26 protein-coding genes are annotated in these 25,410 nt (G+C 36.6%); 12 read left to right on the top strand and 14 right to left on the bottom strand.

All coding sequences use genetic code 11. The features are described from left to right. The 6 genes from OQH61_RS08915 to OQH61_RS08890 form a co-directional block, all read left to right on the top strand. Positions 1-181 (top strand): hypothetical protein (locus tag OQH61_RS08915; protein WP_323054077.1); only part of this gene is annotated, 181 nt, incomplete at its 5' end. 16 nt (positions 182-197) lie between these two features. Then, positions 198-1,292 (top strand): hypothetical protein, encoded by a 1,095-nt coding sequence (locus OQH61_RS08910; protein ID WP_266027078.1) that lies wholly within the window; start codon positions 198-200, stop codon positions 1,290-1,292. 78 nt (positions 1,293-1,370) lie between these two features. Further along, positions 1,371-1,547, top strand: coding sequence for a hypothetical protein (locus tag OQH61_RS08905; protein WP_266027077.1), 177 nt, complete (start codon positions 1,371-1,373; stop codon positions 1,545-1,547). Further along, on the top strand, positions 1,499-3,550 hold the full coding sequence (locus tag OQH61_RS08900; RefSeq protein WP_266027076.1) for an FUSC family protein: 2,052 nt from the start codon (positions 1,499-1,501) through the stop codon (positions 3,548-3,550). Before OQH61_RS08905 ends, OQH61_RS08900 begins: the two co-directional genes overlap by 49 nt. A gap of 70 nt (positions 3,551-3,620) precedes the next feature. Further along, positions 3,621-4,757 carry a GDP-mannose 4,6-dehydratase gene (gene gmd, locus OQH61_RS08895; protein ID WP_266027075.1) on the top strand — a complete coding sequence of 379 codons (1,137 nt, stop codon included), beginning with the start codon at positions 3,621-3,623 and terminating at the stop codon, positions 4,755-4,757. A 19-nt stretch (positions 4,758-4,776) separates the two neighbouring features. After that, entirely contained in the window at positions 4,777-5,820 is a 1,044-nt protein-coding gene (locus OQH61_RS08890; protein ID WP_266027074.1) for a GDP-L-fucose synthase family protein, read from the top strand. Position 5,821: 1 nt separating this feature from the next. On the opposite strand, the gene OQH61_RS08885 is transcribed toward OQH61_RS08890, so the two are convergent. The 7 genes from OQH61_RS08885 to OQH61_RS08855 form a co-directional block, all read right to left on the bottom strand. Then, positions 5,822-8,950, bottom strand: a complete 3,129-nt coding sequence (locus OQH61_RS08885) for a multidrug efflux RND transporter permease subunit (RefSeq protein ID WP_323054076.1) — start codon at positions 8,948-8,950, stop codon at positions 5,822-5,824. 9 nt (positions 8,951-8,959) lie between these two features. After that, positions 8,960-10,111 (bottom strand): efflux RND transporter periplasmic adaptor subunit, encoded by a 1,152-nt coding sequence (locus tag OQH61_RS08880; protein ID WP_266027073.1) that lies wholly within the window; start codon positions 10,109-10,111, stop codon positions 8,960-8,962. Positions 10,112-10,283: 172 nt separating this feature from the next. Continuing rightward, complete coding sequence (gene luxS, locus OQH61_RS08875; RefSeq protein WP_266027072.1) at positions 10,284-10,781, bottom strand: S-ribosylhomocysteine lyase; 498 nt, start codon at positions 10,779-10,781, stop codon at positions 10,284-10,286. A 60-nt stretch (positions 10,782-10,841) separates the two neighbouring features. Further along, positions 10,842-11,276, bottom strand: a complete 435-nt coding sequence (locus OQH61_RS08870) for a YqaA family protein (RefSeq protein WP_266027071.1) — start codon at positions 11,274-11,276, stop codon at positions 10,842-10,844. Between the two features lie 191 nt (positions 11,277-11,467). After that, complete coding sequence (locus tag OQH61_RS09520; RefSeq protein WP_323054075.1) at positions 11,468-12,811, bottom strand: methyl-accepting chemotaxis protein; 1,344 nt, start codon at positions 12,809-12,811, stop codon at positions 11,468-11,470. An 11-nt stretch (positions 12,812-12,822) separates the two neighbouring features. Further along, entirely contained in the window at positions 12,823-13,314 is a 492-nt protein-coding gene (locus OQH61_RS08860) for a PAS domain-containing protein (protein WP_266027070.1), read from the bottom strand. A 158-nt stretch (positions 13,315-13,472) separates the two neighbouring features. Next, positions 13,473-14,408: a D-2-hydroxyacid dehydrogenase gene (locus OQH61_RS08855; RefSeq protein ID WP_266027069.1), complete on the bottom strand. Its 936-nt coding sequence runs from the start codon at positions 14,406-14,408 to the stop codon at positions 13,473-13,475. Between the two features lie 64 nt (positions 14,409-14,472). Between OQH61_RS08855 and argB the strand changes: the two genes are divergently transcribed. Genes argB through OQH61_RS08830 form a run of 5 tightly spaced genes read left to right on the top strand, consistent with a single transcriptional unit; the run spans position 14,473 to position 17,604 of the window. Then, positions 14,473-15,333 carry an acetylglutamate kinase gene (gene argB, locus OQH61_RS08850; protein WP_266027068.1) on the top strand — a complete coding sequence of 287 codons (861 nt, stop codon included), beginning with the start codon at positions 14,473-14,475 and terminating at the stop codon, positions 15,331-15,333. A gap of 9 nt (positions 15,334-15,342) precedes the next feature. Beyond that, positions 15,343-15,816: a hypothetical protein gene (locus tag OQH61_RS08845; protein ID WP_266027067.1), complete on the top strand. Its 474-nt coding sequence runs from the start codon at positions 15,343-15,345 to the stop codon at positions 15,814-15,816. 13 nt (positions 15,817-15,829) lie between these two features. Next, positions 15,830-16,066, top strand: a complete 237-nt coding sequence (locus tag OQH61_RS08840; RefSeq protein WP_266027066.1) for a hypothetical protein — start codon at positions 15,830-15,832, stop codon at positions 16,064-16,066. Positions 16,067-16,073: 7 nt separating this feature from the next. Next, positions 16,074-16,628, top strand: a complete 555-nt coding sequence (locus OQH61_RS08835; RefSeq protein WP_323054078.1) for an FkbM family methyltransferase — start codon at positions 16,074-16,076, stop codon at positions 16,626-16,628. Beyond that, positions 16,567-17,604, top strand: coding sequence for an alpha-1,2-fucosyltransferase (locus OQH61_RS08830; protein WP_266027065.1), 1,038 nt, complete (start codon positions 16,567-16,569; stop codon positions 17,602-17,604). Before OQH61_RS08835 ends, OQH61_RS08830 begins: the two co-directional genes overlap by 62 nt. 2 nt (positions 17,605-17,606) lie before the next feature. Here OQH61_RS08830 and OQH61_RS08825 read toward each other — a convergent pair whose 3' ends face one another. Genes OQH61_RS08825 through OQH61_RS08810 form a run of 4 tightly spaced genes read right to left on the bottom strand, consistent with a single transcriptional unit; the run spans position 17,607 to position 22,958 of the window. Beyond that, positions 17,607-19,844 (bottom strand): flagellar hook-basal body complex protein, encoded by a 2,238-nt coding sequence (locus OQH61_RS08825; protein ID WP_266027064.1) that lies wholly within the window; start codon positions 19,842-19,844, stop codon positions 17,607-17,609. After that, entirely contained in the window at positions 19,841-20,662 is an 822-nt protein-coding gene (gene flgD, locus OQH61_RS08820; protein ID WP_266027063.1) for a flagellar hook assembly protein FlgD, read from the bottom strand. Before flgD ends, OQH61_RS08825 begins: the two co-directional genes overlap by 4 nt. Before the next feature lie 21 nt (positions 20,663-20,683). Further along, the gene (locus OQH61_RS08815; RefSeq protein ID WP_266027062.1) at positions 20,684-22,051 is read right to left on the bottom strand and encodes a flagellar hook-length control protein FliK; all 1,368 of its coding nucleotides are present in this window, start codon (positions 22,049-22,051) and stop codon (positions 20,684-20,686) included. Then, positions 22,044-22,958, bottom strand: coding sequence for a hypothetical protein (locus tag OQH61_RS08810; RefSeq protein WP_266027061.1), 915 nt, complete (start codon positions 22,956-22,958; stop codon positions 22,044-22,046). Before OQH61_RS08810 ends, OQH61_RS08815 begins: the two co-directional genes overlap by 8 nt. 88 nt (positions 22,959-23,046) lie before the next feature. On the opposite strand from OQH61_RS08810, the gene OQH61_RS08805 reads away from it, so the two are divergent. Next, positions 23,047-23,376, top strand: coding sequence for a hypothetical protein (locus OQH61_RS08805; RefSeq protein ID WP_266027060.1), 330 nt, complete (start codon positions 23,047-23,049; stop codon positions 23,374-23,376). 3 nt (positions 23,377-23,379) lie between these two features. Here OQH61_RS08805 and OQH61_RS08800 read toward each other — a convergent pair whose 3' ends face one another. Genes OQH61_RS08800 through OQH61_RS08790 form a run of 3 tightly spaced genes read right to left on the bottom strand, consistent with a single transcriptional unit; the run spans position 23,380 to position 25,269 of the window. After that, on the bottom strand, positions 23,380-24,063 hold the full coding sequence (locus OQH61_RS08800) for a C39 family peptidase (RefSeq protein WP_266027059.1): 684 nt from the start codon (positions 24,061-24,063) through the stop codon (positions 23,380-23,382). After that, a complete protein-coding gene (locus tag OQH61_RS08795; RefSeq protein WP_266027058.1) occupies positions 24,063-24,983 on the bottom strand; it encodes an outer membrane beta-barrel protein in 921 nt (306 codons plus the stop codon). Before OQH61_RS08795 ends, OQH61_RS08800 begins: the two co-directional genes overlap by 1 nt. A gap of 43 nt (positions 24,984-25,026) precedes the next feature. Continuing rightward, positions 25,027-25,269, bottom strand: coding sequence for a hypothetical protein (locus tag OQH61_RS08790; RefSeq protein ID WP_266027057.1), 243 nt, complete (start codon positions 25,267-25,269; stop codon positions 25,027-25,029). Positions 25,270-25,410: the final 141 nt, after the last annotated feature.

The raw sequence follows: 25,410 nt of genomic DNA, 5'->3' as shown, positions 1-25,410 counted from the left end.
TACTTTCATATATATCATATTAGCGTTTATAGTGTGTGTGGGAGTGGGGAATGCTACTACAAAACTACAAAAACACATAGATGACAAAATATTTGTGCTTGTAGGCATAATGTTTGTATGCTCTGTATTGACACTTCTTACTCAAGATTACAACGCGCCATTTTTATATTTTAATTTTTAAAATTGAAGGAAATTTAATGCAATCATCAGGATTAAAACAAATTGTCATCTTTATATCTTCTGCACTCCTCTTTGCTATAAGCTATTTTACACTCATCACTATTGTATGCTTTTTTATTAAGATTCCTATATTTGCAAATACTGAAATTTGGCTTAAAGATATGTATAAAATTAAAGATATGATTAATGATAAGCCAACCACAAAACAAAGGCTTATTGTCATAAGTGGTTCTAACTCACTCTTTGGCTTAAATGGAGCAATGATTGAAGCTAATACTCAATTTAGATTTATTAACTACGCTACACACGCTAGTTTGCCTATAAATTATCATATTGACAAAATTATAGCAAAAGCGCATAATGGAGATATTATCATACTCCCATTAGAATTTAACTATTATTCAAACAATGCCCCGACAAAAGAATATTGGTATATAGAAAATATGCTAAGTTGGGGAAATGGATATTATAAATATATAGACATAATAGATGTAGTATTAGCACTCCTCCACAATAATCCCATACAAACACTATCACAACTCATACACTTTATAAAATACACATCTTACCAATCCAATCAATCTAACATTCAAGCAAATATGGAAAAAATTGTAAATCAAGAAATGATAATATCACAAAACCCCTCTATGGGCGAAGAAGTGATAACACTTCCTTGTCAAGCAGCGGAATGGGCAGGTTACAATTATAAGTCTTCAAGCCCTAATGGTGATTTTTGCTCACAAGAAAATAGCAAACCTTTTTACACAGAATATGCCTATCTTGATACACAATTAGAAGTATCCTCTTTTTTTCTTAGTGAATATAAACGACTAAAAGACTTTGCAGATTCTAAAAATATAAAAATCTTTCTCTTTTATCCTGTAACTATGGAAAATTCTTTATTTAGCCTCACAGATATTAAAACTTTTCAAAAAATTGAAAATCTTACATCTCAACTTGCCACCCATCATATCAATATTTATGGAGACTTTAGAGATTCTCATTTTAATTCACAATACTTTTTTGACACAAGTTATCATCTTAATAATAAAGGTGTAAATGTCCGCACAAGTATATTTATCAAACAATTACTCCAACTGCCGATACATTGAGTATGTAAATACGCATAATTTGCAATTTTAACCATAGGATATTACAATATCATATTTATCAATCCTAAAGGAGTCATAATGAAATTACTCTACGCTCTTGTATGTATCACTCTCTGTATTTTTAGCCTGAATGCTTGTAGTAGCAAAAAACAACCTGTGGGTAATTTTCAAAGTGTAGAATGCCGCACAATTTGTAGCAATAATCAATGCACACAGCAATGTATAGGCGCAAGTGGAGATTATTACAAAAAATAATTATGCACCCACATTTGCTCTCATCATTGCATAATCTAGTTTTTAAACGTTTCATTTATGTTTATGATGCAGGATTCTTTGGACTTATTTATGCCATTAAAGCAATGATTGCGCTTTGCATTAGCGGCGCGATATGCTACGCTCTTCTTGGTGCAGAGGTGCTCATTTGGTCTGTAATGATGGCAATGTATGTATTTTTTCTCAATGGTTTTAGAAGCAATAAAGATATGGATTGGAAATATCTTGTGCTTTTTGTTGGCTTTGTATGCGCACTTATACCTATTTTTGGGATATGGGAAGAAAGTCTTTGGCTTATAATCCCCTCTATGATTCTCGCCTTTGGTATTGGCATAAGTGAAGTGTATGATAGTGATTTGCCAAAGGTACTCACTCTCGCCCTCATTAATGCACTTGTAGCAAATATTTATGCTGGTTCTCACCCTGAAACCCCATTATGGCAATGCGTAGCTGCAGCTTTTATCGGCGGAGGCGTGAGCATAGGCATACGACTTTTTATTTCCTTTGGACAATATGGTAGATTCATTCAAACACAATTTGTCGCTATGCTCTTTGAGCTTTCAATGATGAGTGAGAATCTCGGCACAAAAGATTATGATACGATTAAAACCCAAACGCTCAATCATATCTCTTTGCTGAAGTCCAAACTCACCTCCGCTTCTGCTAAAATCAAAGATGCTCATCTTATCAAAAACCATAAACGCGCACTTTTTTATCTCTATAAACTTGAAAGTGTATGCTATGTGCTTGATTTGATGAATTATTATTTTTTACATCATCGCTCTACCCTGCTTCTATCGGCTCAAAAAGAGATGACAAAAAATCTGAATGAACTCTCACACATTTTCTATGGCAAAAAGCCCTCTATCACAAAACAATCCCTCCATAATGCTATGGAAAGCAATGCAGATTCGGAATGGATTAACGCTCTTAAAATCTTTTATTCCAAAATAGAATCTTTCACACGAGTTTCTTCTTTACAATCTCAAGCTTTTGTTGAAAATACGACACCAAAGAGTTTAAAAAATATGCGCGATAGCCTTACAGATAACCCCTATCCTCTGTTTTATGGTATCCGATATGCAGGAGCAATCGGAATTGCTATGTTTTTTGCACAATTTTTTCAAATTAATCACGGCGCTTGGATTGCACTTGGAGTAGTTACAATGATGCACCCAAATATCGGCACGATTAAGACAAATGGGAAAGATTCTATACTTGGAAGCCTCATTGGATTGTTGCTTGGTGTAGGCTTAGTGCTTGTGGCTTGGGATTCTCCTTTGTTGTATATTATCTTTGTGTTTAATCTCTTTTTGGTCGTTTATTTTAAAACTTATCCTTTCGTGCTGTGGTCTTTAGTGTTTATGCTTGAGTTTGTGCTGATGTTTGCCCTTGTAGATAATAATTTTATTGAGCTTATCGCCTATCGTTTTGGTGATATTTTGCTTGGATTTTTATTTGCTTTTTGTATCTCTAAAATACTTTACCCACGATATAGTGCTGATGAATTATTGCCCCAAATCAAGCTCTGCCTTGAATACTTTGGTGCGCTCACTTTAGACTTAGAAGATTCTCAAAATAAGGTGCTTCAAAGACAAAACAAGCTTGTGCGAAGCCTTGATGAACTCTCAATACTTATTGAACAAAGTCAAAATGACAAAAAACTTTATTCACCCCATATTTTAAAGCTTTTTGATACTCTGATGCAGGATTTTTATCATCTTAAAGAGGCACTTATCTTGCTTTGTGAAAAACTTGCCGATAAAGAAAAAAGCTTTGATTCGCTTTTAAAAAATGACTTAAAAGCACTTCGTTTGCGTTTTTTAATGCTTTGTGCAATGATAGAATCTCAACCTTATTATTTCAAAACCGATGAAGATGACCGATTCTTGCTTAAAGATGAACATATTTACCCTATCGTGCGTGAGATTTTTGAGCTCCAAAATCGTCTCTATGATTTCTTGCACACCACACTTGGCAAATAATGCGCTTTGAGATTTAAGCAAAGCTAATCTAAAATACATTTTTAATTTTTATATTTTAAAAAGGCTAGGAATGAAAAAAGCATTAATCACAGGAGTTACAGGGCAAGACGGCGCATATTTAAGCGAATTTTTGCTCAACAAAGGCTATGAAGTTCATGGCATAAAGCGCCGCAGCTCACTTTTCAACACTGATAGAATTGACCATCTCTTTGATGGACATCATAACAAAAAGATTCCATTTTATTTGCATTTTGGCGATATGACAGATTCTATGAATCTCACGCGTCTCATCGCAGAAGTCCAACCTGATGAAATCTACAATCTCGCTGCACAAAGCCACGTAGCTGTGAGCTTTGAAACGCCTGAATACACAGCAAATGCCGATGGTGTAGGCACACTTAGAATCTTAGAAGCGGTGAAATTCTTAAAACTCATTGACAAAACACGTATTTATCAAGCCTCTACCTCTGAACTCTTTGGCAAAGTGCAGGAGATTCCCCAAAGTGAGAGCACGCCCTTTTATCCGCGCTCGCCTTATGCTGTGGCTAAAATGTATGCGTATTGGATTACGATAAATTACAGAGAGGCGTATAATATGTTTGCGTGCAATGGCATTTTGTTTAACCACGAAAGCCCTGTGCGAGGCGAAACCTTTGTAACGCGTAAAATCACACGCGCAGCATCTAAAATCGCACTTAATCTCCAAGATAAACTCTATCTTGGGAATCTAGACGCTAAACGCGATTGGGGACACGCTAAAGACTATGTCAAAATGATGTGGCTGATTTTGCAACACGACAAGGCAGAGGATTGGGTCATCGCCACAGGCAAAACGACACAAGTAAGAGACTTCGTGCGCTTAGCATTTGCCTATTGTGGCATTACATTAGAGTTTCAAGGAAGCGGCGCAGATGAAAAAGGTATTGTAAGTGCGCTAGATACTGACAAAGCAGCGACTCTTGGACTAGATTTAAATCATCTTAAAATCGGGCAAGAAGTCGTTGCGGTAGATAAACGATACTTTCGCCCAACAGAAGTGGATTTACTCCTTGGCGACCCAAGCAAGGCAGAGAGAGAGCTAGGCTGGAATCGCGAATTTGATTTGAAAGATTTAGTCAATGATATGATGGAAAGTGATTTAAAACTAATGCGTAAAGATGTGTATCTCAAAGAGGGCGGATATAAAATTATGCGGTATTTTGAATGAAGATTTTAAAGGAAAATCAATGCAAAAAGATTCTAAAATCTATGTCGTTGGACATAGGGGACTTGTAGGCAGTGCAGTTTATACAGAACTCCAAAATCAAGGCTATACTAATCTGCTGATTAAAACTCACAAAGAGCTAGATTTGACGCAACAAGAGCGTGTGAGTGCATTTTTTGCCAAAGAGCAGCCTGAATATGTGTTTTTATGCGCGGCAAAGGTGGGCGGGATTTTGGCAAATAACACTTATCGGGCGGAATTTATCTATGAGAATCTTGCCATTCAAAATAATATTATCCACAATGCGTATATGAGCGGTGTAAAGAAAATGCTCTTTTTGGGCTCAACTTGCATCTATCCTAAAAATGCCCCCCAACCCATTTGCGAAGATGCTCTTCTAACAAGTGAGCTAGAATACACCAATGAGCCTTATGCGATTGCCAAAATTGCGGGGCTTAAAATGTGTGAATCGTATAATCTCCAATATGGCACAAATTTCATCTGTGCAATGCCTACAAATCTCTATGGTGAAAATGATAATTTTGATTTACAAAATTCTCACGTTTTGCCTGCACTTTTGCGTAAATTCCATTTAGCAAAGCTCTTGCAAGAGGGAAGAATCCAAGAGATTGTAAAGAATCTGAATACAAATGATGAAAAAGAGGCTTTACAAAGCTTACAACGATTTGGAATCTCTGTAAAAAGCATAGAAATATGGGGAAGTGGGAATCCCAAAAGAGAGTTTTTGTATGTACAGGATTTGGCGAATGCGTGTGTGTTTATTATGCAGCATTTGGACTTTAAGGATTTATATATACAAGGGAACAAAGAAATCCGCAATACGCAAATTAATATCGGCACAGGCGAGGATATTTCTATCAAGGATTTGGCATATTTGATTAAAGATATTGTGGGATTTCAGGGGGAGATTTGCTTTGATAGTAGCAAACCTGATGGCACAATGCGCAAATTAAGCGATGTGAGCAAAATCCACTCTCTAGGCTGGAAGCATACATACTCCCTCAAAGAAGGGATTTTAAAAACATATCAAAATGTGTTTTTATAACTTAGCTCATTTTATTTTTAAGCCATTGGCTTAATCGTGCAACATAACTCCAAAAAAGCGGAATAAAAAATATTGCTATAAATGTTGCTGCGAGCATTCCACCGATAACGCCTGTGCCAATAGCGTGTCTGCTTGCACTTCCCGCACCTGTGCTTAGAACCAAAGGAAGCACACCTATACTAAAAGCAAGTGAAGTCATAATAATAGGGCGGAATCTCAATTTTGCTGCACCTATGGCAGATTCCATAATGCTTTTCCCCTCTCTTTCGTGCAAATGCTGAGCAAACTCAACAATTAAAATAGCATTTTTGGCACTTAAGGCAATAAGCATAACTAATCCAATTTGAAAATATATATCGCTATCAAGCCCTCGCAATGTCGTAGCTACCACTGCACCAAAAACAGCAAAAGGCACAGCACTAAGCACAGAAAGTGGCATAAGCCATCGCTCATATTGCGCACAGAGAATCAAAAACACAAAAACAAGCCCAAACACAAATGCAATCTTACCTGTGCCACTTGCATTTTTCTCTTGATAACTTGTGCCTGAATAAGCAATAGTATAACCCTCTGGCAACACTTCTCTTGCCATCTCTTCTATTGTGCGCAACGCATCACCACTTGAATACCCCTCACCCTCATTCGCATTGCCAATGATTTTCGCACTTGTGAAAAGATTGAATCTATCTACAATATCTGGACCAATAACGCGTTCAAAATGCACAAGTGCGCTAATAGGAATTAAATCGCCATTGCTTGATTTGACAAAAATACGACTTAAATCCTCGGGAGATTCTCTAAATTCGCTTTGTGCTTGAACATTCACCTGATAGGTTTTGCCATAGAGATTAAAATCATTGACATAATGTTGTCCAAAAGTGCTTTGCATTGTTGTAAAAACATCATCAATATTAACATTCATCGCCTTTGCGCGTTCCCTATCAAGAGTGAGGTGATATTGCGGAATATTTGCACTAAAAAGACTTCGCACACCGACAAGTTCTTTACGCTTATTTGCCTCCATTACAAGAAGATTTGCATATTTTTCTAAATCTTTAATACTTCCACCATTTCTATCTTGTATATAAATCTCAAAACCACCCACCGTGGATAAGCCCATAATTGCTGGTGGCGTAGTTACAAGAGAAAAAGCATCAAGACTAGCATTAAATATGCCCATCATCTTTTTAGCCATTTCAAAAGAACTCTCATTTCGCTCACTCCATTTTTTGAGCGTTACAAAAATCACTGCCCCGGAAGAACGTGCTGCACTTGCAAGCATATCAAAACCTGCGATAAGAAAACTATAATCTACGCTTGGATTGCTTTCTAAAATAGCTAAAGCTTTTTTGCCCTCTGTGGTAGTGCGAGAAAGCGAAGCTGCGGGTGGAAGCTGAATAAAGCTTATCATACTTCCTTTATCCTCACTTGGCACAAGAGAACTTGGCAATCGTTGAAAAAGTCCCCAAGTAACTACGATAATTGCCACAAAGCAAAGCAAAAGAGCTGAACCTCGCCTTAATGCCCTCCCTATTTGCATTCCAAATTTATGCGTAAGCCAATCAAAAAAATCATTAAATCTTTTGACAAGATAAAAAGGTTGAGGTTCTTTTGCTTTCAAAATAGACACGCAAAGCGCAGGAGTAAGGCTCAAAGCAACGAATCCAGAAATGACTACGGATATAACAATCGTAATAGCAAACTGCTTATAAATCGCTCCACTAAAGCCACCAATAAATGCCACAGGGATAAATACGGAACAAAGCACAAGCACGATAGCCACTACCGGTCCTTGAATCTCACTCATAGCTTTAAGCGTAGCTTCTTTTACTGAATATTTCTCACCATTTTCTTTCCTCTCTGTGTGAAGGATTCTTTCTACATTTTCTATAACGATAATCGCATCATCAACAACAATCCCAATGGCTAAAATAAGCCCAAAGAGAGTAAGGAGATTAATGGAAAATCCAAGTGCATACATACCTGCAAATGTGCCAATAATAGATACAGGGATAGCTATCACAGGAATAATCGTAGCACGAAAATTTTGTAAGAAAAAATACATAATAATCACTACAAGCACGATAGCTTCAATAAAAGTTTTTTTAACTTCATCAATAGAAATTTTCACAAAATCAGTCGTGTTATAGACATTTTTATAATGCAATCCCGCAGGGAAGCTTTGTGAAAGCTCTTTCATCTTTTTCTCTACACTATCGGCAACATCAAGTGCATTTGCTCCGGGTTGCAAAGCAATACCAAATGCTGCTGCATCTTTCCCATTAAATAAAGGACTCACACTATAATCTTTTGCGCCCAATTCAATTTTTGCCACATCTTTAAGTCGCAATGCTGAACCATCGTTATTAGAGCGAATAATAATATTGCCAAACTCTTCAGCACTCACAAAACGCCCTTGTGTTGTTACAGAATAAGTAAAGGCAATATCACTTCGCACAGGTTCTTTACCAAAAGAGCCTACTGCAAATTGGGAGTTTTGCTCAGAAATGACTTTTGCCACTTCGGAGGGGGTAAGATTATTTTGTGAAAGTTTATCAATATCTAGCCAGATTCGCATTGAATAATCCCTTGAGCCAAAAGCAGTTACATCACCTACTCCGGGCACACGTTTAAGTTCATTGATAACATTTAAAATCCCATAATTAGCCACAAAAGTAGCAGTATGCGCAGGATTATCTGAATACATTGCATATACCCCAAGCATCGTAGAAGACTTTTTGCGTGTAGTAATCCCCACTCTTTGCACTTCTGTGGGAAGTTGAGCAAGAGCAGCTTGAACGCGGTTGCTTACATTGACTAATGCCATATCCGCGTCTGTATCATTGCTAAAAAATACACTCAGATTCATCACGCCGCTTGAAGTTGAAGAAGATTTCATATAAAGCATACCTTCTACACCATTGATACTATCTTCTATGATGCTTGCCACCGTGTTTGCCATCACTTCTGCACTTGCACCGCTATAAGTTGCTTGCACCATAATTTCATTTGGCACGACTTGTGGATATTCCTCTACGGGCAAAATAAATATTGAAATGCAACCCACAAGTGTAATAACGATTGAAAGCACCATTGCAAAAATAGGACGATTAATACAGAATCTTGACATAATCTCTCCTTATTTTTGCTCTTGTTGTTTATCTTGCTTGTTTTGACTTTTTTGCAACTCCCCTTGAGTAATTGGGCTAAGCGGCATACCCTCACGAATCTTTGAAAGTTGATTTAACACAAGCACATCGCCATTTGATAATCCACTTGCAATAAGCACTTGATTATTGCGGAGATTCTGTCCGAGTATAACGCGTGCGATTTTCGCCTTGCCATCTTTTAGAATATATACATAACTTCCTTGAGAATCTTGCAAAAGAGCACTTTGAGGGATAGTAATAGCATTTTGCGCTTCAAAGCCCTTTAAACGCACGCGCACAAATTCATTAGGCAAAAGCTTATGCTCTTCGTTATCCACAATTGAGCGCGCCTTAATAGTAGAAGTCTGTGCATCAAGCACACTATCAACAAAATCAAGTTTGCCTAATTTGTCATATACCTTGCCATTACCAAGCACAAATTCAACCTGAATGCGCGCATTTTCCAATCCACGCATTAAATAATAATCTGTATTAGGAATAGCAAATTCGGCATAAATCGGGCTTAATTGCGTAATGGTTGTGAGCACTTCTTGCCCATTTGCACCTACAAGATTCCCTACATCATAGCTACGCATACCAATTCTACCGCTAATAGTTGCCACCACATCAGTATAACCTAAATCAATCTTTACATCATCAAGCACAGCTTGAGTGCTTGCTACATTTGCTTGAGCAGAAAGGAAGTTTGAACGCGAAGTATCATATTGGTCAATCGTATAAACGCCTTGTTTATAAAGTTTCTCTACACGTTTCCAATCCCGATTTGCCTTGATAAAATTTGCCTCTGCTGACTGCCATTGCGCTTTAGCTTGATTGACCTTTGCAATATAGCGCGCAGGGTCAATTTTAAAGAGCAACTGCCCTTCTTGGACAATATCACCTTCTTTAAAATTCTTTGAAAGAAGCACACCTTGCACTCGTGCATATACACCCACACTTTGGATACTTTTTAATCGTGCAGCATATTCAAAGCTCAATGCTACATTTTGATGTGCTATACTTTGGGTTTCTACTTTAAGACTTGGCATTTCTTTGCCTTGTTTATCGGAATCTGAACACGATATAAAACTTAATACAAAAACAAAAGCCATAATCAAATGGCAATATTTATACAAATACATTCAATCTCCTTCACATTTACTCAATTCCCATTCATCTTAAAAACCTATTTACAAATGAAAAATAGGCATAACACATAACTAAATGTTGCATAGACAACCTTAATAGCTAATTCTATTCAAATTATATTAACAAATACATAGAGCAATAGGCTATATAGCCTATTGCAAAAAATTATGCAAAATCTTTTAAAAGGAGTTCTTGCGTGTTCATTACACCTACACCCTTGTCTAACACAGCTTGAGCAATATCTTGTGCCTCTTTAAGAGAATGCATTTTTGCTGTGCCGCATTGATAAATATTGAGCTCGGGTATGTCTTTTTCATCAGCAATACGCAGAACATCACGCATACTTGATTCCCACGCATCTTTGACATCATAGACATTTGGCTCACCTACCACACTCATATAGAATCCTGTGCGACAGCCCATAGGCGAAATATCAATAATTTCCACACGCGCATTATTTAAATGCTCTCGCATAAAACCCGCAATCAAATGCTCCATTGTGTGGATACCTTTTTCACTTAAAAGCTCGTAATTTGGGCGCGTAAAGCGTAAATCAAATACGCTGATTTTATCTCCTTTTGGCGTTTGCATAGTCTTTGCAAGGCGCACTGCAGGAGCTGGCATCTTTGTATGATCAACTTTAAAACTATCAAGTAATGGCATAAGAGCCTCCTTACATTATTTTTATATTACTCGTATTCTAACATCAACAAAACAATAATTTCATAACACAAAAGGTAGAACTAGCACAGCATATCGCAACATTTTTCCAAAAGCAATACCAAGTATGCTTAAAATCTGTGAATAACGCACTATTCCAAGCACAAGCGCAAATATATCTCCTATAAAAGGCATAAAAACTAAAAACGCATAGATAAAACCATAAATTCGCACACGCGGAGCAAGGAGAGTTATTTTATCGTGTGCTTTGGGAAAAAATCTTGCAATAAAAGGCTCTCCCCCATAGTAGGCTAAATAATAAGTGCTTAAACTTCCAAGCGTATTACCCACACTTGCGACAATCCACACTTCTAAAGGCTCAAATCCAAACGCCACAAACCCTATGACAAAAGCTTCAGAGCCAAGTGGATAAAGTGTGCTTGCTATGAAGCATATAACAAACAATCCTATCAAGCCGTATTCATAATATTCAACCATAGCCTCATATTCCACATTCGTGTTTATCTTTACTTCATAGATTCTATTGCATTTAAAGATTTATATGTTTATAGATTGCTCATTTTAGGGTGCAAAAATAAATCTAAAACAACAAACAAAAAGTCTATAATTTTATCTTCGCTTTATCCTTCAAGATTCTAAATCCTATTAGAATCTAACTCCTTTAAAAGTTAAATACTAGGATTTTTTTCTTCTTTGTATGCGCTGATAATTCCATCAAGTTCTTTAAAAAGATTTTCACTTGATTCTTCCATTATTTTAAATGTTTCAATAATGTGTGAATGACATTTATTCTCGTTGCAAGAAAGCGCATCATTTAAACCAGTTTTGGCAGATTCTACAATACTCTTGTGAGCATTAATGACATTTTCTAATGTCTTTGTTCCAGCATAATACACATTACCGCGTCTGTGCAACCAGTTATCAAAAATTGACACAATATTATTTGTGAGATTTTCATCATTCACTTCTTTAAGAATATCATCATACACATCACTTTTAAAGATGAGGTAATCTGTCATCAAGATATTGCCATTCAAACGCACATTGATAGCTGTTGTAGAAGTTTTAATTTCAGAAGAATAAGAGTTAATCTCTTTAAAAGTTGTTTCAAATCCATTCATCACATTACCAAAATCATTCATCTGTTCAAGCATTTTTTGAGAGTTTTCATAAATTTCACTCGTGGCTTGCTGAAAGCGATTGATTTGCGTCCAAATATCTTTTGTAGAATGCTGCGTTTTTTCAGCAAGTTTCCTTACCTCATCAGCCACAACAGCAAATCCTCGCCCGTGTTCCCCTGCTCTTGCTGCCTCAATGGCAGCATTAAGTGCTAAAAGATTTGTTTGGTCTGCCACTTGATTAATTACATCAATAATTGAATTAATTTCTCCGGAACGTTCGCTTAGCCCGCCAACCGCCTCATTATTAGCTGCAACAAGTTCTCGTGCTTCTTCAAGCATAGACATAGAGTTAGCAATATTAGCACGATTCTCTTGGGAATATTTCACCATTAATGATACTTTGGACAAAATATCATTTAAAAGCACTAAACTTTTATGAAAACTCTCCTGTATAAATTTCTGCTGCTGTGGATTCTTATTGATATTTTTTAGGGCGAAATTAAGTTCCCTATTTGCACTCATTTTTGCCACTTCTTTACTAGCATTTACATTATTATTAACATAAGTGCCCACTACTTGCAAATTTGGCAATATTCCATCGGTCAAAAATGGTCTAAAATTCCCCATTTCCAAAGATTTACGAATCACAATATTATTTTCCCGAATGAAAGTTTCCAAATTATTAAGCAACTCATTCAAGCCTCGCGCAATACGGCAAATTTCAGTATTACCAATATGTGTTATCCTTGGTTCAAAATTACCCTTCAATACTTCATCAATCAAGTACCCAATTTTATTTGTTACTTGTTTATCTTGTTTTATTTTTTGTTGTAGGATAAAAATATATCCACTTAAAAGAATGCATAAAATGCTTAAAATCGCAATAATCATTTCCCGCCTCCTTATTGCTCTACTTGCGTATGCAAAATGAAATTTTCATAGCTTTCACCCAACTCTTGAAAATACTTATGAAAAAATGCCAAACCAGATTCTATACCACCATTTTTTTCCGCCTCTCTAATTTGAGCATAGAGTTCGGTAGCGAGTTTTACCCCTTTTGCATTTGGTTTTCTTCGCACAGAATAGTATCCTATAATATTGTCATTCATATCAAAAGATGGTGTTACATTCGCAAAAACCCAATAATAACCCCCATCTTTAGAGAGGTTTTTAACATACACATTGACTTCTTCTTTGTTTGAGATTTTTTTCCACAAATATGCAAAAATACTTCGTGGCATATCAGTGTGCCGCACAATATTATGAGGCTTTCCTAAAAGCTCTTGCTCGGTAAAACCAGAAATATCAATAAATGCTTGATTACAATATGTTATTTTACCTTTTGGGTCAGTTTTTGATACCAAAAAACCACTAACAATTTTCTCCTCACTCATTAACCCCTCCCCCTCTTTTTTAAATTGAATGCTCAAGTATATCTAAATTAATACAAAAAAAAAAAAATAAATAAATATTCGGAGAAATCAACTTTAATTACCCCATAATTTCACACAACAATAATAATTTTTCTTCATTAATGCCATATTGAGCTTTGTTATTTATTTTTATCAATAAAGTTTTGGATATTTCGCGCTACAAGCTTCAGTAATCGTCCCCTTGCCTTATCATAAGCCCACGCAATATGAGGAGTGATAAGGAGTTTATCTGCGATTGTTTTATCTAAAAATGGGTGATTTGCCTCCATAGGCTCACTCTCAAGCACATCAGTGGCAAAATACATTACTTTGCTCTTTAAGATTTGGGCTACATCTTTTTCATTCACAATTCCACCTCGTCCCACATTAATGAGTATCGCTTCATTTTTCAGCAATGGCAAATTCGCAGCATTAATGAGGTTTTTTGTCTTATCATTAAGTGGTGCGTGAATAGAGATAATATCACTTTGGGAGAGAATCTCATTTAATTCCTTACGCGTAAAGCCGCTTTGTGTATTTTTACCGCTTGTGGAATAATAACTCACCTTTGCACCAAAGCTTTGAGCAAGTGTGGCTACGCGTTGCCCAATGTTGCCAAAACCAATAATACCCCACTGCAGATTCTCAATCTCTCTTAAGCCGCCATTAATATGCACAAAAATGTTGCTCTTACACCAATCTCCACTCTTGCAATACTCATCATAATAAGGCAATCGTGCCAAAAGGCTTAATGCCATACTCAAAGTATGTTGAGCCACAGAGGTAGTAGAATATCCTGCCACATTCTTTACTTCAATCCCTCTTTTTGCAGCATAATCTAAATCAACATTGTTCATACCTGTGGCAGTGATGCAAATAAGCCTCACATCAGGCAATGCACTTAATACACTCTCATCAAGCACTACTTTATTTGTAATAAGAATCTCCGCTCCCAAAGAACGCTCTATGCGCTCATTTGGTAAGGTAAAGCCATAGCTTACCACCTCCCCCAATGATTCTATTTCGCTTAAATCACACGCACCCAAAGTATCCGCATCAAGTATAACCATTTTCATCGCTTGTCCTTTATTTTAGATTTTGAGATATAATAGCATTTCATTTTTGAATAAGGGACAAAATATGCAAAAAAATGCGAGAGTTGTGAAAATATTACTAGATTCTCTCCCATTTATCAGAATCTTTCGTGGACAAATCATCGTTATCAAATATGGCGGCGCAGCTCAAATCAATCCACAACTCAAAGAAAAGTTTGCCCTTGATATTGTCATAATGTATATGCTTGGCTTAAAGCCTGTCATCATTCACGGCGGAGGAAAACGTATCAACGAAGTGCTTGATATTATGGGTATAAAGAGTGAATTTCAAAATGGCTATCGTATAACAAGCGCAGAATGTATGCGCATAGTAGAAATGGTGCTAAGCGGGGAGATTAACAAAGAATTGAGCGCATTTTTGAATTTTCACGGCGCAAAAGCCGTAGGCATAAGTGGCAAGGACGCACATTTACTTCAAGCAAAAGCAAAGGATAATGGTGCTTTTGGCTATACAGGTGAGATTACAGCAGTCAATCCTCACTTTTTGCTCAATGTCATCAATGATGGCTTTGTGCCTATTATTGCACCCATTGCCACAGGAGAGGGTGCTGGACATTTAGGCTATAATATCAATGCGGATATTGCTGCGTGTCATATAGCCAAAGCCTTAAATGCAAAAAAAATCATTTTTCTTAGTGATATTGCAGGTGTGCTAGATAGCAACAAAGAACCTATCTCTTCACTCACTCCCTCTAAAATCAAAGAACTTGAAGTGCAGGGCATCATTAGTGGTGGTATGATACCCAAACTTGAAGCGTGTATAGATTGTGTCCAAAATGGCGTAGAAAAAGCCCATATTATTGATGGGCGCATAGAACATTCACTCTTATTAGAACTTTTTACTACACAAGGTATAGGCACAGAGATTTGCAATGAAACTATATAAAGAGGGCATATGAAACTAGAATCTTACAAATATAGCTTTTTAGAGCGATTATGGCTCAAGCTTGAATCACATTCGGCTGATAAAAATACTGAACATATTGCGATGATATTACCTGTGCTCCTTTTTATGCAAAAAAAAGAGCTTGAAGCACGACTTGATACCCTACCGCAGATTCTAGAATCTTATCTCAAACCTCATCTGATTCAGCGCGTTTTTAGCCATATTGTCATCAAGCTCCAAGAATACACACAAGATGAAGAGCTTTTTATCCAAGAGAGACAAGAAGCCTTTGACTGCCTCTGTCAAAATATTCAGCTTTACACGCTTGTTATTGATATGTTTAATAATCAAGAGGATAATCATAACTTTGAGCTTATTAAACAAGTAGTGCGTAAAAAATTTGATGAAGATTATGAACTCAATCAAGAGAATTTGCGTTTGCTTGCTTATCAAGAAAAGTATTCTCAAGAGAGCACATCTTAAATTAGGAGTTTGTATGTTTCAACGATTTCCCATAAGAATGCGAGAAAAACTTATCAGAAAGTTACAATACTCACTTGGCATAGGTTCTGGGTCTTTTGTATATGATAGTGGAGAAGAAAAAATAATAAAAATTGTTTCCTCTGCTTTTGCCTCACAAAATACGCCTTTATATATTTTTGATGTAGGGGCAAATGTTGGCAAATACACGAGTTTATGTTTGAAGCATTTAAGCGGGGGGGGGGGCAAGTAATACTCAAATCCATTGTTTTGAACCCTCACACTATACTTTTAAAATACTTCACTCCACACATTCTGACAATCCCATCGTTTTTCTTAATAACTGCGGTTTAGGCGCGAATGAGCAAACAATGACTCTTTATTCTAATGCACAAGGTTCAGGATTAGCAAGTCTCACTCAAAGGCGATTAACACATCATAATATTGATTTTAATCAAAGTGAGCAAGTGCATATCACAACACTTGATAAATATTGCGTTAAAGCCCAGATTCCGCATATTCATCTTTTGAAAATTGATGTTGAAGGGCACGAACTTGATGTGCTTAATGGTGCTTTAGGTATGTTTAAAGATGATAGCATTGATATGGTTACTTTTGAATTTGGTGGGTGCAACATTGACACGCGCACTTATTTTCAAGACTTTTGGTATTTTTTTCAAACTTATAATATGAATATTTATAGAATCTTACCTAATCAATCTCTCTATCATATCGCTTCTTATAATGAATCTCGTGAGCAGTTTGATACCACAAACTATGTGGCTATCAGTGCAAAATATGGGATTTTCAAGTAAGCATAAACAAGGATTAGACTTGGTTGTTCGTATTTGGGGCGGACTTGGTAATCAAATGTTTGGTTATGCCTTTGCCAAAGCTTTAGAGCATTTTACACAAGATGAAGTGATTTGCGAATGCTCTTTTTTTCTTACAAACAAACACACAAAGGACACGCCACAACCTACTATTCGCAATCTTGAGCTTTCCTCCTTTGCGCTCTCACTTCCACTTAACCTTCATTTTGATAGCAAAGCCTTTTTTGCTTCTTATGACTCGTTATTTAAACTTTATAGAATCTACAAAAATTTCATTCCCAAAGCCTATCGCCGCTGTGGCTACCGCTACGCCTATGAAGAAACTCCCTCTTTGCTTTCGCAAGTCTTTTATAATCCCTCTAGTTTTCCTCATTATGCGTATTTTTATGGATATTTTCATAATCTCGCGTATTTTGCTCATATTACCCATCAAATTCGGCAGGATTTCACTCTCCTTACTCCCTTAAGTGAGATAAATCAAAAATACAAATCTCTTATCAAAGCTACTCCTAATGCAACCTTTGTGCATATCCGCCGCGGTGATTATCTTTTAAAGCAAAATGAGCATTTTGTGCGACTTGGCAAATCTTATTATGAGAGAGCATTTGTTACCTTAAAACAAATATACCCAAATGCTCATTTATTTATATTTAGCAATGACATTTCCTATTGCAAGGCTCATTTCACCAAAGAATCCACTTCAAATGAACATATATCTACACAAGGACTTGAATTTAGCCTTATAGAAGGCAATGATGAGGGCAGTGCTGCACAAGAAATGGAGCTTATGCGCTCGTGTGAAAATGCTATCATTGCCAATTCTACATTTAGTTGGTGGGCAGCCTATCTCATAGAGAATCCACACAAAATAGTCATTGCGCCAAGTGTATTTTTAGGCACAGCAAACCCTCTACACCAAAGCTCACTCATTTTACCAAAAGAATGGATAGCCTTATAATATTAACGTTTCAAATTAAGTGCTTCTTTAATCAAATCATCACCGGTAGTAAAAGCCCTTGCATTCATTGAATATCCCCGCTGCATTACAATAAGCTCTGTTAAAGCATTTCCTACATCAACATTGCTTGTTTCAAGATGCTTATAGAGCACAGAGCCATATTTGAGATTTAAGCCCTCCCAACCTAAAATCGGACGCCCACTAATCGTATTTGCATTACCATTAACAACCATTTCTGTCATTTCAAAAAGATTTCCACCCACTTTTCTAAGCCCTTGATCATTGACAAAAGCTGCAACCCCTATACGTCCCATAGGTTCATACGCACCATTATCAAAAGCTAAGAAAATAATTCCATCTTTATCAATACGCACATCGCGCAAATGCCCCTCTGTTCGTCCATCTTGGTCTTTGCTTAAAATTTCAGAATCTCTATATACAAAATTAGAACTTTTAGAATCTTTTGTCCCTGCAATATTATACTGCACACTCTTATCCCCAAATGGAAGTTCCACAGGTTCGGCTATGGGATTCCCATCAGAGTCAAACTCAATGTTATGCACCACATAATCAGGGCTTACCATAATCTCCCCGTGCTGGTCAAATACAGCAGAATGCACTTCCCACTGCTCCCTTGTAGGAGGTGAAGATTCAGGATTGCCTGAAGAAAGCATATAGTAACGACTTTGCACAAGAAATTTCTTACCACTTTCATCATAAATCTCAACATTGGTTTGATAGCTTGGGATTTGAATAAAATCACTATGAAAACTATCACTATATATTTGCTGCCACCCGACATTATCAAGCTTTGGGTTGCTTGAGCCGCTATCTATTATTTTACGATACAATCGCCCCTCATAATTGACAATATCACCGACTTGATAAGTCGTATCATTAGTATAATTTGGGGGAAGATTAGATTCTGTGTTCCCTAACTCTTCCCAATTTCCTTCATTAATAGGATTATTCCCTGCTTGATTGATACGGCGGTAGATTTTACCCTCACTTGCTACTATATCCCCCTCAAGATAAGTTGTATTATTATTCCATTCAGGGAGTGCTCCTGTATCAAGAATACGCCAATTTTCACTATCTGCAAAAGGGTTATCACTTTTTCCTAATTCACCTGTGCGCATAAATACTGCACCTTTATACTGCACAATAGCATTCTTTTCATACGCCTTATTTGGATTAAAATTCACACCCACGCCACTATTAAAATGGTCATTTTTACCTTTAAAGCCTAATTTTTCAAATAAACTTCCGCCAATTTCAACATCAAGATTCTTATAAGAATTATTGCGTATTTCTAAACTTACTTTTTCGCCTACTTTGCCATCTGGATTCCTACTTACCTCCAAATCCAAACCTGCTTTATCACGAAGCAGATTCTTTAAATCATTTAATGTATGAAATTCTCCTTCATCTGCTCCACCCTGCCCATATTTAAAGATTAAATTTTCTTTTTTGCCCTCTTTATTGAGCGTAATGCGCACTTCTTTATAGGTTGAAGCATTAAGTGGTACATCATCTGCGGCAAAGGCATTTACATCTGTATTCATAAAACGTTCAATATCAAACTCACCCTCTTTGTTTTTAAAAAATGCCACTGCTGAAATCGCATTCTCATTTTTATTCAAATTAGTGCTTATATCAAGCTTTGTGGTAACCACAGGACGATAATAGAGGTTTTGAGGAATCCTCATAGGAGTAAGTTTGCCAGAAGAAAGGGCTTCAAAATCTTTTTCTTCATCTTTATTTGAAGTATAAATACCATCTTCTATCTTGCCCAAATCCACTCCATACATATAATATCCACTTGCATTGACAATATAGCCCTCGCCATCGCGCAAAAATGAGCCATCGCGCGTAAAGTAATTTTTTTGCTTTTTCTCATAGCCATCATCTTTAATCTCAAATGAACCGCTTTTTTGCTCACCCACAATAAACCAGCCTTTGCCTTCATAAGCGACATTAAACTCACCATCAGTTGCTTTGTAGCTACCACTGCGCGTGGAAATAGCATTGCTTGATTTTGTCGCACCATAATTCATATCATTATTAATGGGCGAATCTGCATTTAAAAAATCCATATTATTGGCAAAAAGCGTTTCAAATTGCGGGATATTCTCTCGGTAGCCTATGGTATTGACATTGGCAATATTATTTGAGATAGAATCTAGCCCGAATTGATGTGTTTTTATGCCGCTAAAAGAATTAACAAGCGTCCCATTCATAATGTCTGTTCCTTATTATAGAACTCAATAGCACTCTCAAGTGGTAAAATCATATCGCCCATTCTAAGCATTGGAGAGCCTTTATCAAAAATAATACTTTGCACTTCGCCCCTACCTACACGAGCAGTGTGATATTGTTTAGTGTGCTCATCAAGATTATATTCTGCACGAATGTTATATACACCATCATCAACTTGTCGCCCTTGACCATCAAGGCTATCCCAAGTAAATTCCAAATAACCATTTTGATTTGCCCTATCTTTAAGAGAAATGCTTTTTATCATTTCATTATTACTATTAAAAATATATATCATCGGATCGCCCTTTTGTGGGTCTATCTTTTGGTCAAAATAAATAGAAAATTTCACTCCCTTGCCCTTTTGCACATTCACACCAAAAACATCAGTTTCCGCAATTTTACCTATCATTGAAACTGAATTAAGTGCATTGAGCTGGGCAGTAGCGACATTTGATTTTGCACTCTCTTGCATACCGAGATTGAGTGCCTCAAGTGATTCTTTCATTTGTGCTTGAAACTCTTTAAGCTCCTTATTCGTCTCTTGTGTGCTTTTCATCGCCTCTGCAACTTCAACCATCGTCTTTTTATTTTGCTCTTGCATTTCTACTTGCGTAAGTTGAGCAGTTTGCGTGATAATTTTATCTGTCTCCATAGGCGCAGTAGGGTCTTGGTTTTTAAGTTGTTCCAAAAATAACCTCATAAAAGCATCATTATCAAGCTCATTGATATTGCGCACTTTTTCTTTTTCTTTGGCTATTTTTGCCGCACTACCTGTAACTTCTGCTAAATCAATCGCCATTACTTACTCCATTTATAAAATCTACGCATATTTGGGAAGAGTGATATTCATCACATTTATCTCTTCTCTTTGGGAATCTTCTAAGCTATTTTTGTTCCCTTCTTGATTATGTTCATTTGATTGGGAGGCATTTTGTTCTGATTGTTTTCCTCCGCCACCACTGCTATTTGAACTAAAACTCAAATCCACATTATCAAAGCCCACCTGTGCAAGATTGTTTTTAAAATCTGCTTGATTTTGCAAAAATAATCCCACAGCTGTGGCGTTTGAAACAACTTGTATATGCAAATCTTTACCCTTTTTTGTAATCGTAAGCTCCAAAGTGCCAAGATTTTGCGGGTGGAGCTCCATAGACAATTTTGTAAGAGGTGGCTTATAATTGAGCACCTCTTCACGCAAATTTTGAGCAAAGTTTCTCATACTCTCTCTTGCCAAAGCAGAACGATAGAGAATCTGCGTGCGTTGGTTTTCCCTCACATTACTCATTTCTGCACTCTGTTTGCTTAGTGTAGATTTTGGCTTAGATTCTGCACTTTCTTCAGCTTCTTTGGCTTTTATTTGTTTTTTTCTACCCTTTGTAGGAGTTAAAATCTCCTCAAAAGTAAGCGATTCTTGTTCATTTAATACCTGTTCTTCATTAACTTGGGCTGTATTTTCAGCCTTAGAGCGTATTTCCTCTGTTTGTGCGGCACTCTTTGAGGCATTGCTTTCATTTACTACTATGCCCTTTTTCTCTTTTTTATTCTCTTTGTGTGCCTCTTTTTTATTCTCATTATTTTTCTCTTGCTTCTTCTCTTGGAATGTAGCTAGAGTGCTTAGGCTCTCTAGTAGAACATTTGTGCTATTTTTTGCACTCTGTGTATTATTTGATGATGCCTTAGCAGGGTGCTTTTGCATACTCTCTTGCATCTGTGGTAAGAGATTCTCTTCAAAATTAAGATTTTTTGCCTCATCAATGATGTTGGTTTCTATCATATTTTTAGGTTCTTTAATAACCTCTCCCTTAGCTATCATAAGAGATTCTATCTTAACCATATCTGGGGCAATATCCACCTCTTTTTTTGCTCTATTATTCTTTACATTCTTATTGAGCGAAACTTTTTGCGTATCCTCGTTGATAATCTCATTCTCATTTGCATTCTTTTTTGTAGCCTTAGTTTTTTTGGTTTTTTTAGGCTTATTTGGCTTATCCTCACTGATAAGAATCTCTCTTGTCTCTTGAGTTTGTAAATGCAAAGATTCCCCATTTTCACCTTGCACTTTAAGCAACTTCTCTTTCGTGCTTTGTTGAGATACAATAATAGTATCAGCAGATTGAGATTCTATCTTTTGTGTTTTTTCTATCGCTTTGCGGAGGAGATTTTCCTCCTCTACTTCCCCCTTAGCCAATCTGGGGTCTATCCTTTAAGAAAAATCCACCACCGCTCTCATCATCTGACTTTTTAGTCGGATATTCATTTGAGATTTTGCTTGTAATGTTTTTAGGCTTTTTTATGCCGCGTTGCACAATCGCAATCCTATCAACATTATTTTCATATTCATATGAAATACTCTCTTTTGCTGAAGCTGGAATACTTTTGGGCTTAAATTCTTGTGCTTGAGCAAGTTCTTGTGTCTGCGTAGAGGGATTATCTGCATTTTGTAATGTTATTTTGCTTGGATTAAGCCCTTGAGATTTAGCAAGAGATTCTACATCGCCTAATGTCTTAGGAGCTTGAGTTGCGTTCTTTTGTGCGCTTTGAGCTGACAAAGGCGTTGAGCTTGGAAGCTTTTGTGTAAGCGCATTTTGATTTTTATTTTCTGGTTTTGCCTCTTTTTTATCACCAAGAGCCTTAGGTGATGAAGCCGCTCCTGCACTAAGAGGGGCACTTAAGGCTTCTAAAAGTGGGTTATCTTGTGGTTTAACCTCCTTAGATGACTTAGCAATTTTTTCTTGCAAACCAATTTTTGACTCCTCACTCACATTTTCTTTGCCTTTAAAATCAAAAGGTGTGTTTGCGCTTTTATTCACAGCGGCATTTTTAACATTTTTGGTAGTGGCACTTTGAGCAGGCAACTTGCCTGATTTGACATCTGCATTATTTTTACCCTTAGAATCTGCTTTAGTTTCCTTAGCGGCATCTTGAGTTTCTTTGTTTTGTGCTTCTTTGGCTTGGGATTGCTTTACTTGCTGCTTGGCAAGGATATTTTCAAATTTATTTTCCAACTTACTCACTTCTGCCGATGGAGAATTTGGACGTTTCTCTAAAATAGAATCTGGCTTATTTAAAATGGCATTTTGCATTGCATCTAACATATTACACTCCTTAAGCAATTTAATTTAATATGTGAGATAACAAGCAAAATGTATTCCCAAATAAGTTATATTATTTATATTATAATAAGTGCAATACAAAAATCAATGGGGGGGGGGGATAATATTATCACTTTGTATTGTATCCTCACAGAGTAAAAGTGCGCAAAAAAGTGGATTTGAACTTTATGGCGATGTAATGCAAATACTTCCCTTAGCAATGATGGCTTATAGTTATGGTAGTGATGATACACAAGGCGTGAAAGAACAAGCTTTAGGTACGGGAGCAATTCTTGGCTTTAGCACTTCTTATCTTATCGCTTCAACGCATAGCAATCCCACACAGCATATACACTTTACGCTTAATACTACCATAGACAACACTTCAAGCTATCATATACATTATAAGAGAATATTTTAAAATTTACTGAATAGCTCTTTGTTTAATGCTTTCATAAGTTAATGTAGAATCTTGTGTATGCTGCATAAAAGCTGCGTTGATTTTTGTCTCTTGTGTAGGGAGTATCGCTAGAATCTTGCCCGGGTGCGTCAAATCTGCTCTTTGATAAAACATCTCTACAAATTTGCCAATGCTCACTTTTATATTGCCTAGACTTGGGTCAGCAAGATACACAAATTGCGAATCTTTGCCCTTATAAACGCTAAAATGCTCCATATCGCGCACATTCACATAGATAATCACAGGCGCTTTAAGCGTAGAGAGAGCATCTAAATCTAATGCTAAACCCACTGCCTTAAATCCTTTGCTTTGGGCAAATAAAGCCAAATCTGAAAACGAAAAACTCACGCTTTCCCTTAGGTTTTCATTTGTCTCTATCTCCTCTTTTTTATTTACATCTATGCCTTTGCTCGTGAGTAAAAAGTCCAAAATGTCCTTTTCGCTTATATCTTGGCTGTAATAATAAGTCAAAATCGTAGAGAGAGAAGCGCTCCCGCAGCTATAATCATACTGCTGCTTGGTGAGATTCCTATCTTTAATCTCACTCCAAGAGGCAATGGGCTTTTGAAAAAACAAGGATTTTTGATGAATATGCACATCGGCGAGACAAATGCTCCAAAAGATAAGAAAAGTGCTAAAGATACGCATTAGATTCTATATGAGAGCGATATGTTAAGCGCATTGCTTGAGAAATTATGCGTATCTAGTCGCTCTACATCGGCAAAGAGAATGAGCTTTGATTTGATTTCATACGCTACGCCAAAAGTATATCCTAGTGATGAGCCTGTATAGGAGATAATCTCATTATTGAGCTTGTCTCTGCTCTGATAATTATAGCGCACACCAAAATTTAAAGACACATAGGGATTGACTGCAAAATATACTATGGGGCTAAGGCTAAAGGTTTCGCCACTATCAAGCTTGATATTCTTGTAATATTTGGGGAGATTGAGTCCAAAACCCGCTTGGAGCAAAAACACAATCGGGTCAATCGTATAAAAACTCGTGGCAAAGAGAGAATAGCCTTTACCATATTGTAAAGACTTTTGAGATTGTGAAGATTCTTGTGCAAGGGCGAAATAAGTCTTATCAATCACATCTACGCTGCCACCAATAAGTATTGCTGGAGCTTTGCCCTCTTTTTTTGCCTCTGCTAAGAATCCAACACTAAGCGAGCTAAAATCCCCATTATGTGATGAATTGAAATTACCTGCATTATCATCAATAAGGCTTCTTTGCCAAAAGGCATTGAGGGTGCTAAAAAGTTCTACGCGTTTAGAAATCCCATATCGTGCCTGAAGTGAGAAACTGAGATAGTCTTGATTGATATTATTGTGATTCCAAAAGGGGATTTTGATAGAATCATTTATATTTGGGATTCCGTGAATGTTTGAGGGAACAGAAATCAATGCGGGAGATGAATTTTTCCGCATAATATTGATATAAGAAAATGAGCCGAGAATCTTAAATTGCTTTTTGGGTGTGAAAATCTCATCAATACTCACAGGCTTTGCCCAAAGCACAAAGGGCAAAAGGCAAAACAAATAGATTCTGATTCTTAACTTCATTTTTGAATTTAGGCTTCTTTATGGATTTGATATTAACTAGAATCTATTTTCTAAGAAAGCAACATATAGGTTTAGGATTTATCCATTTTATAAACCACGAACCAAAAAACTCACCTTGTGTAAGATTCATTTCCTCATCGCTTAGAGTAAGCACATTGAGGCTATTTGTGTCAGCAACAAAAAGAAACTCTATATCAGATTGACTAAGAGATTTACTCTCTAGCGCACACAGCGGACTAAAAGCTAAACCCAAGCTTAATGCTAAAACTGCAAAACATTTTTTCATAACAACTCCTATGAGATAGTAAAATGTAAAATTGATTTTATATCAACTCAGTTTTTATCTTACTTAATTAAGTTACCTCAAATAATATAAAAACTTAAAAACATCAGCCTAGAGATTCTATCAAAGAATCTCTAAAGCCCC

Origin of the sequence: Helicobacter sp. MIT 21-1697, assembly GCF_026241255.1 — a bacterium.
Classification (GTDB): domain Bacteria; phylum Campylobacterota; class Campylobacteria; order Campylobacterales; family Helicobacteraceae; genus Helicobacter_C.
This window is presented reverse-complemented; position numbering and strand designations above follow the sequence as displayed.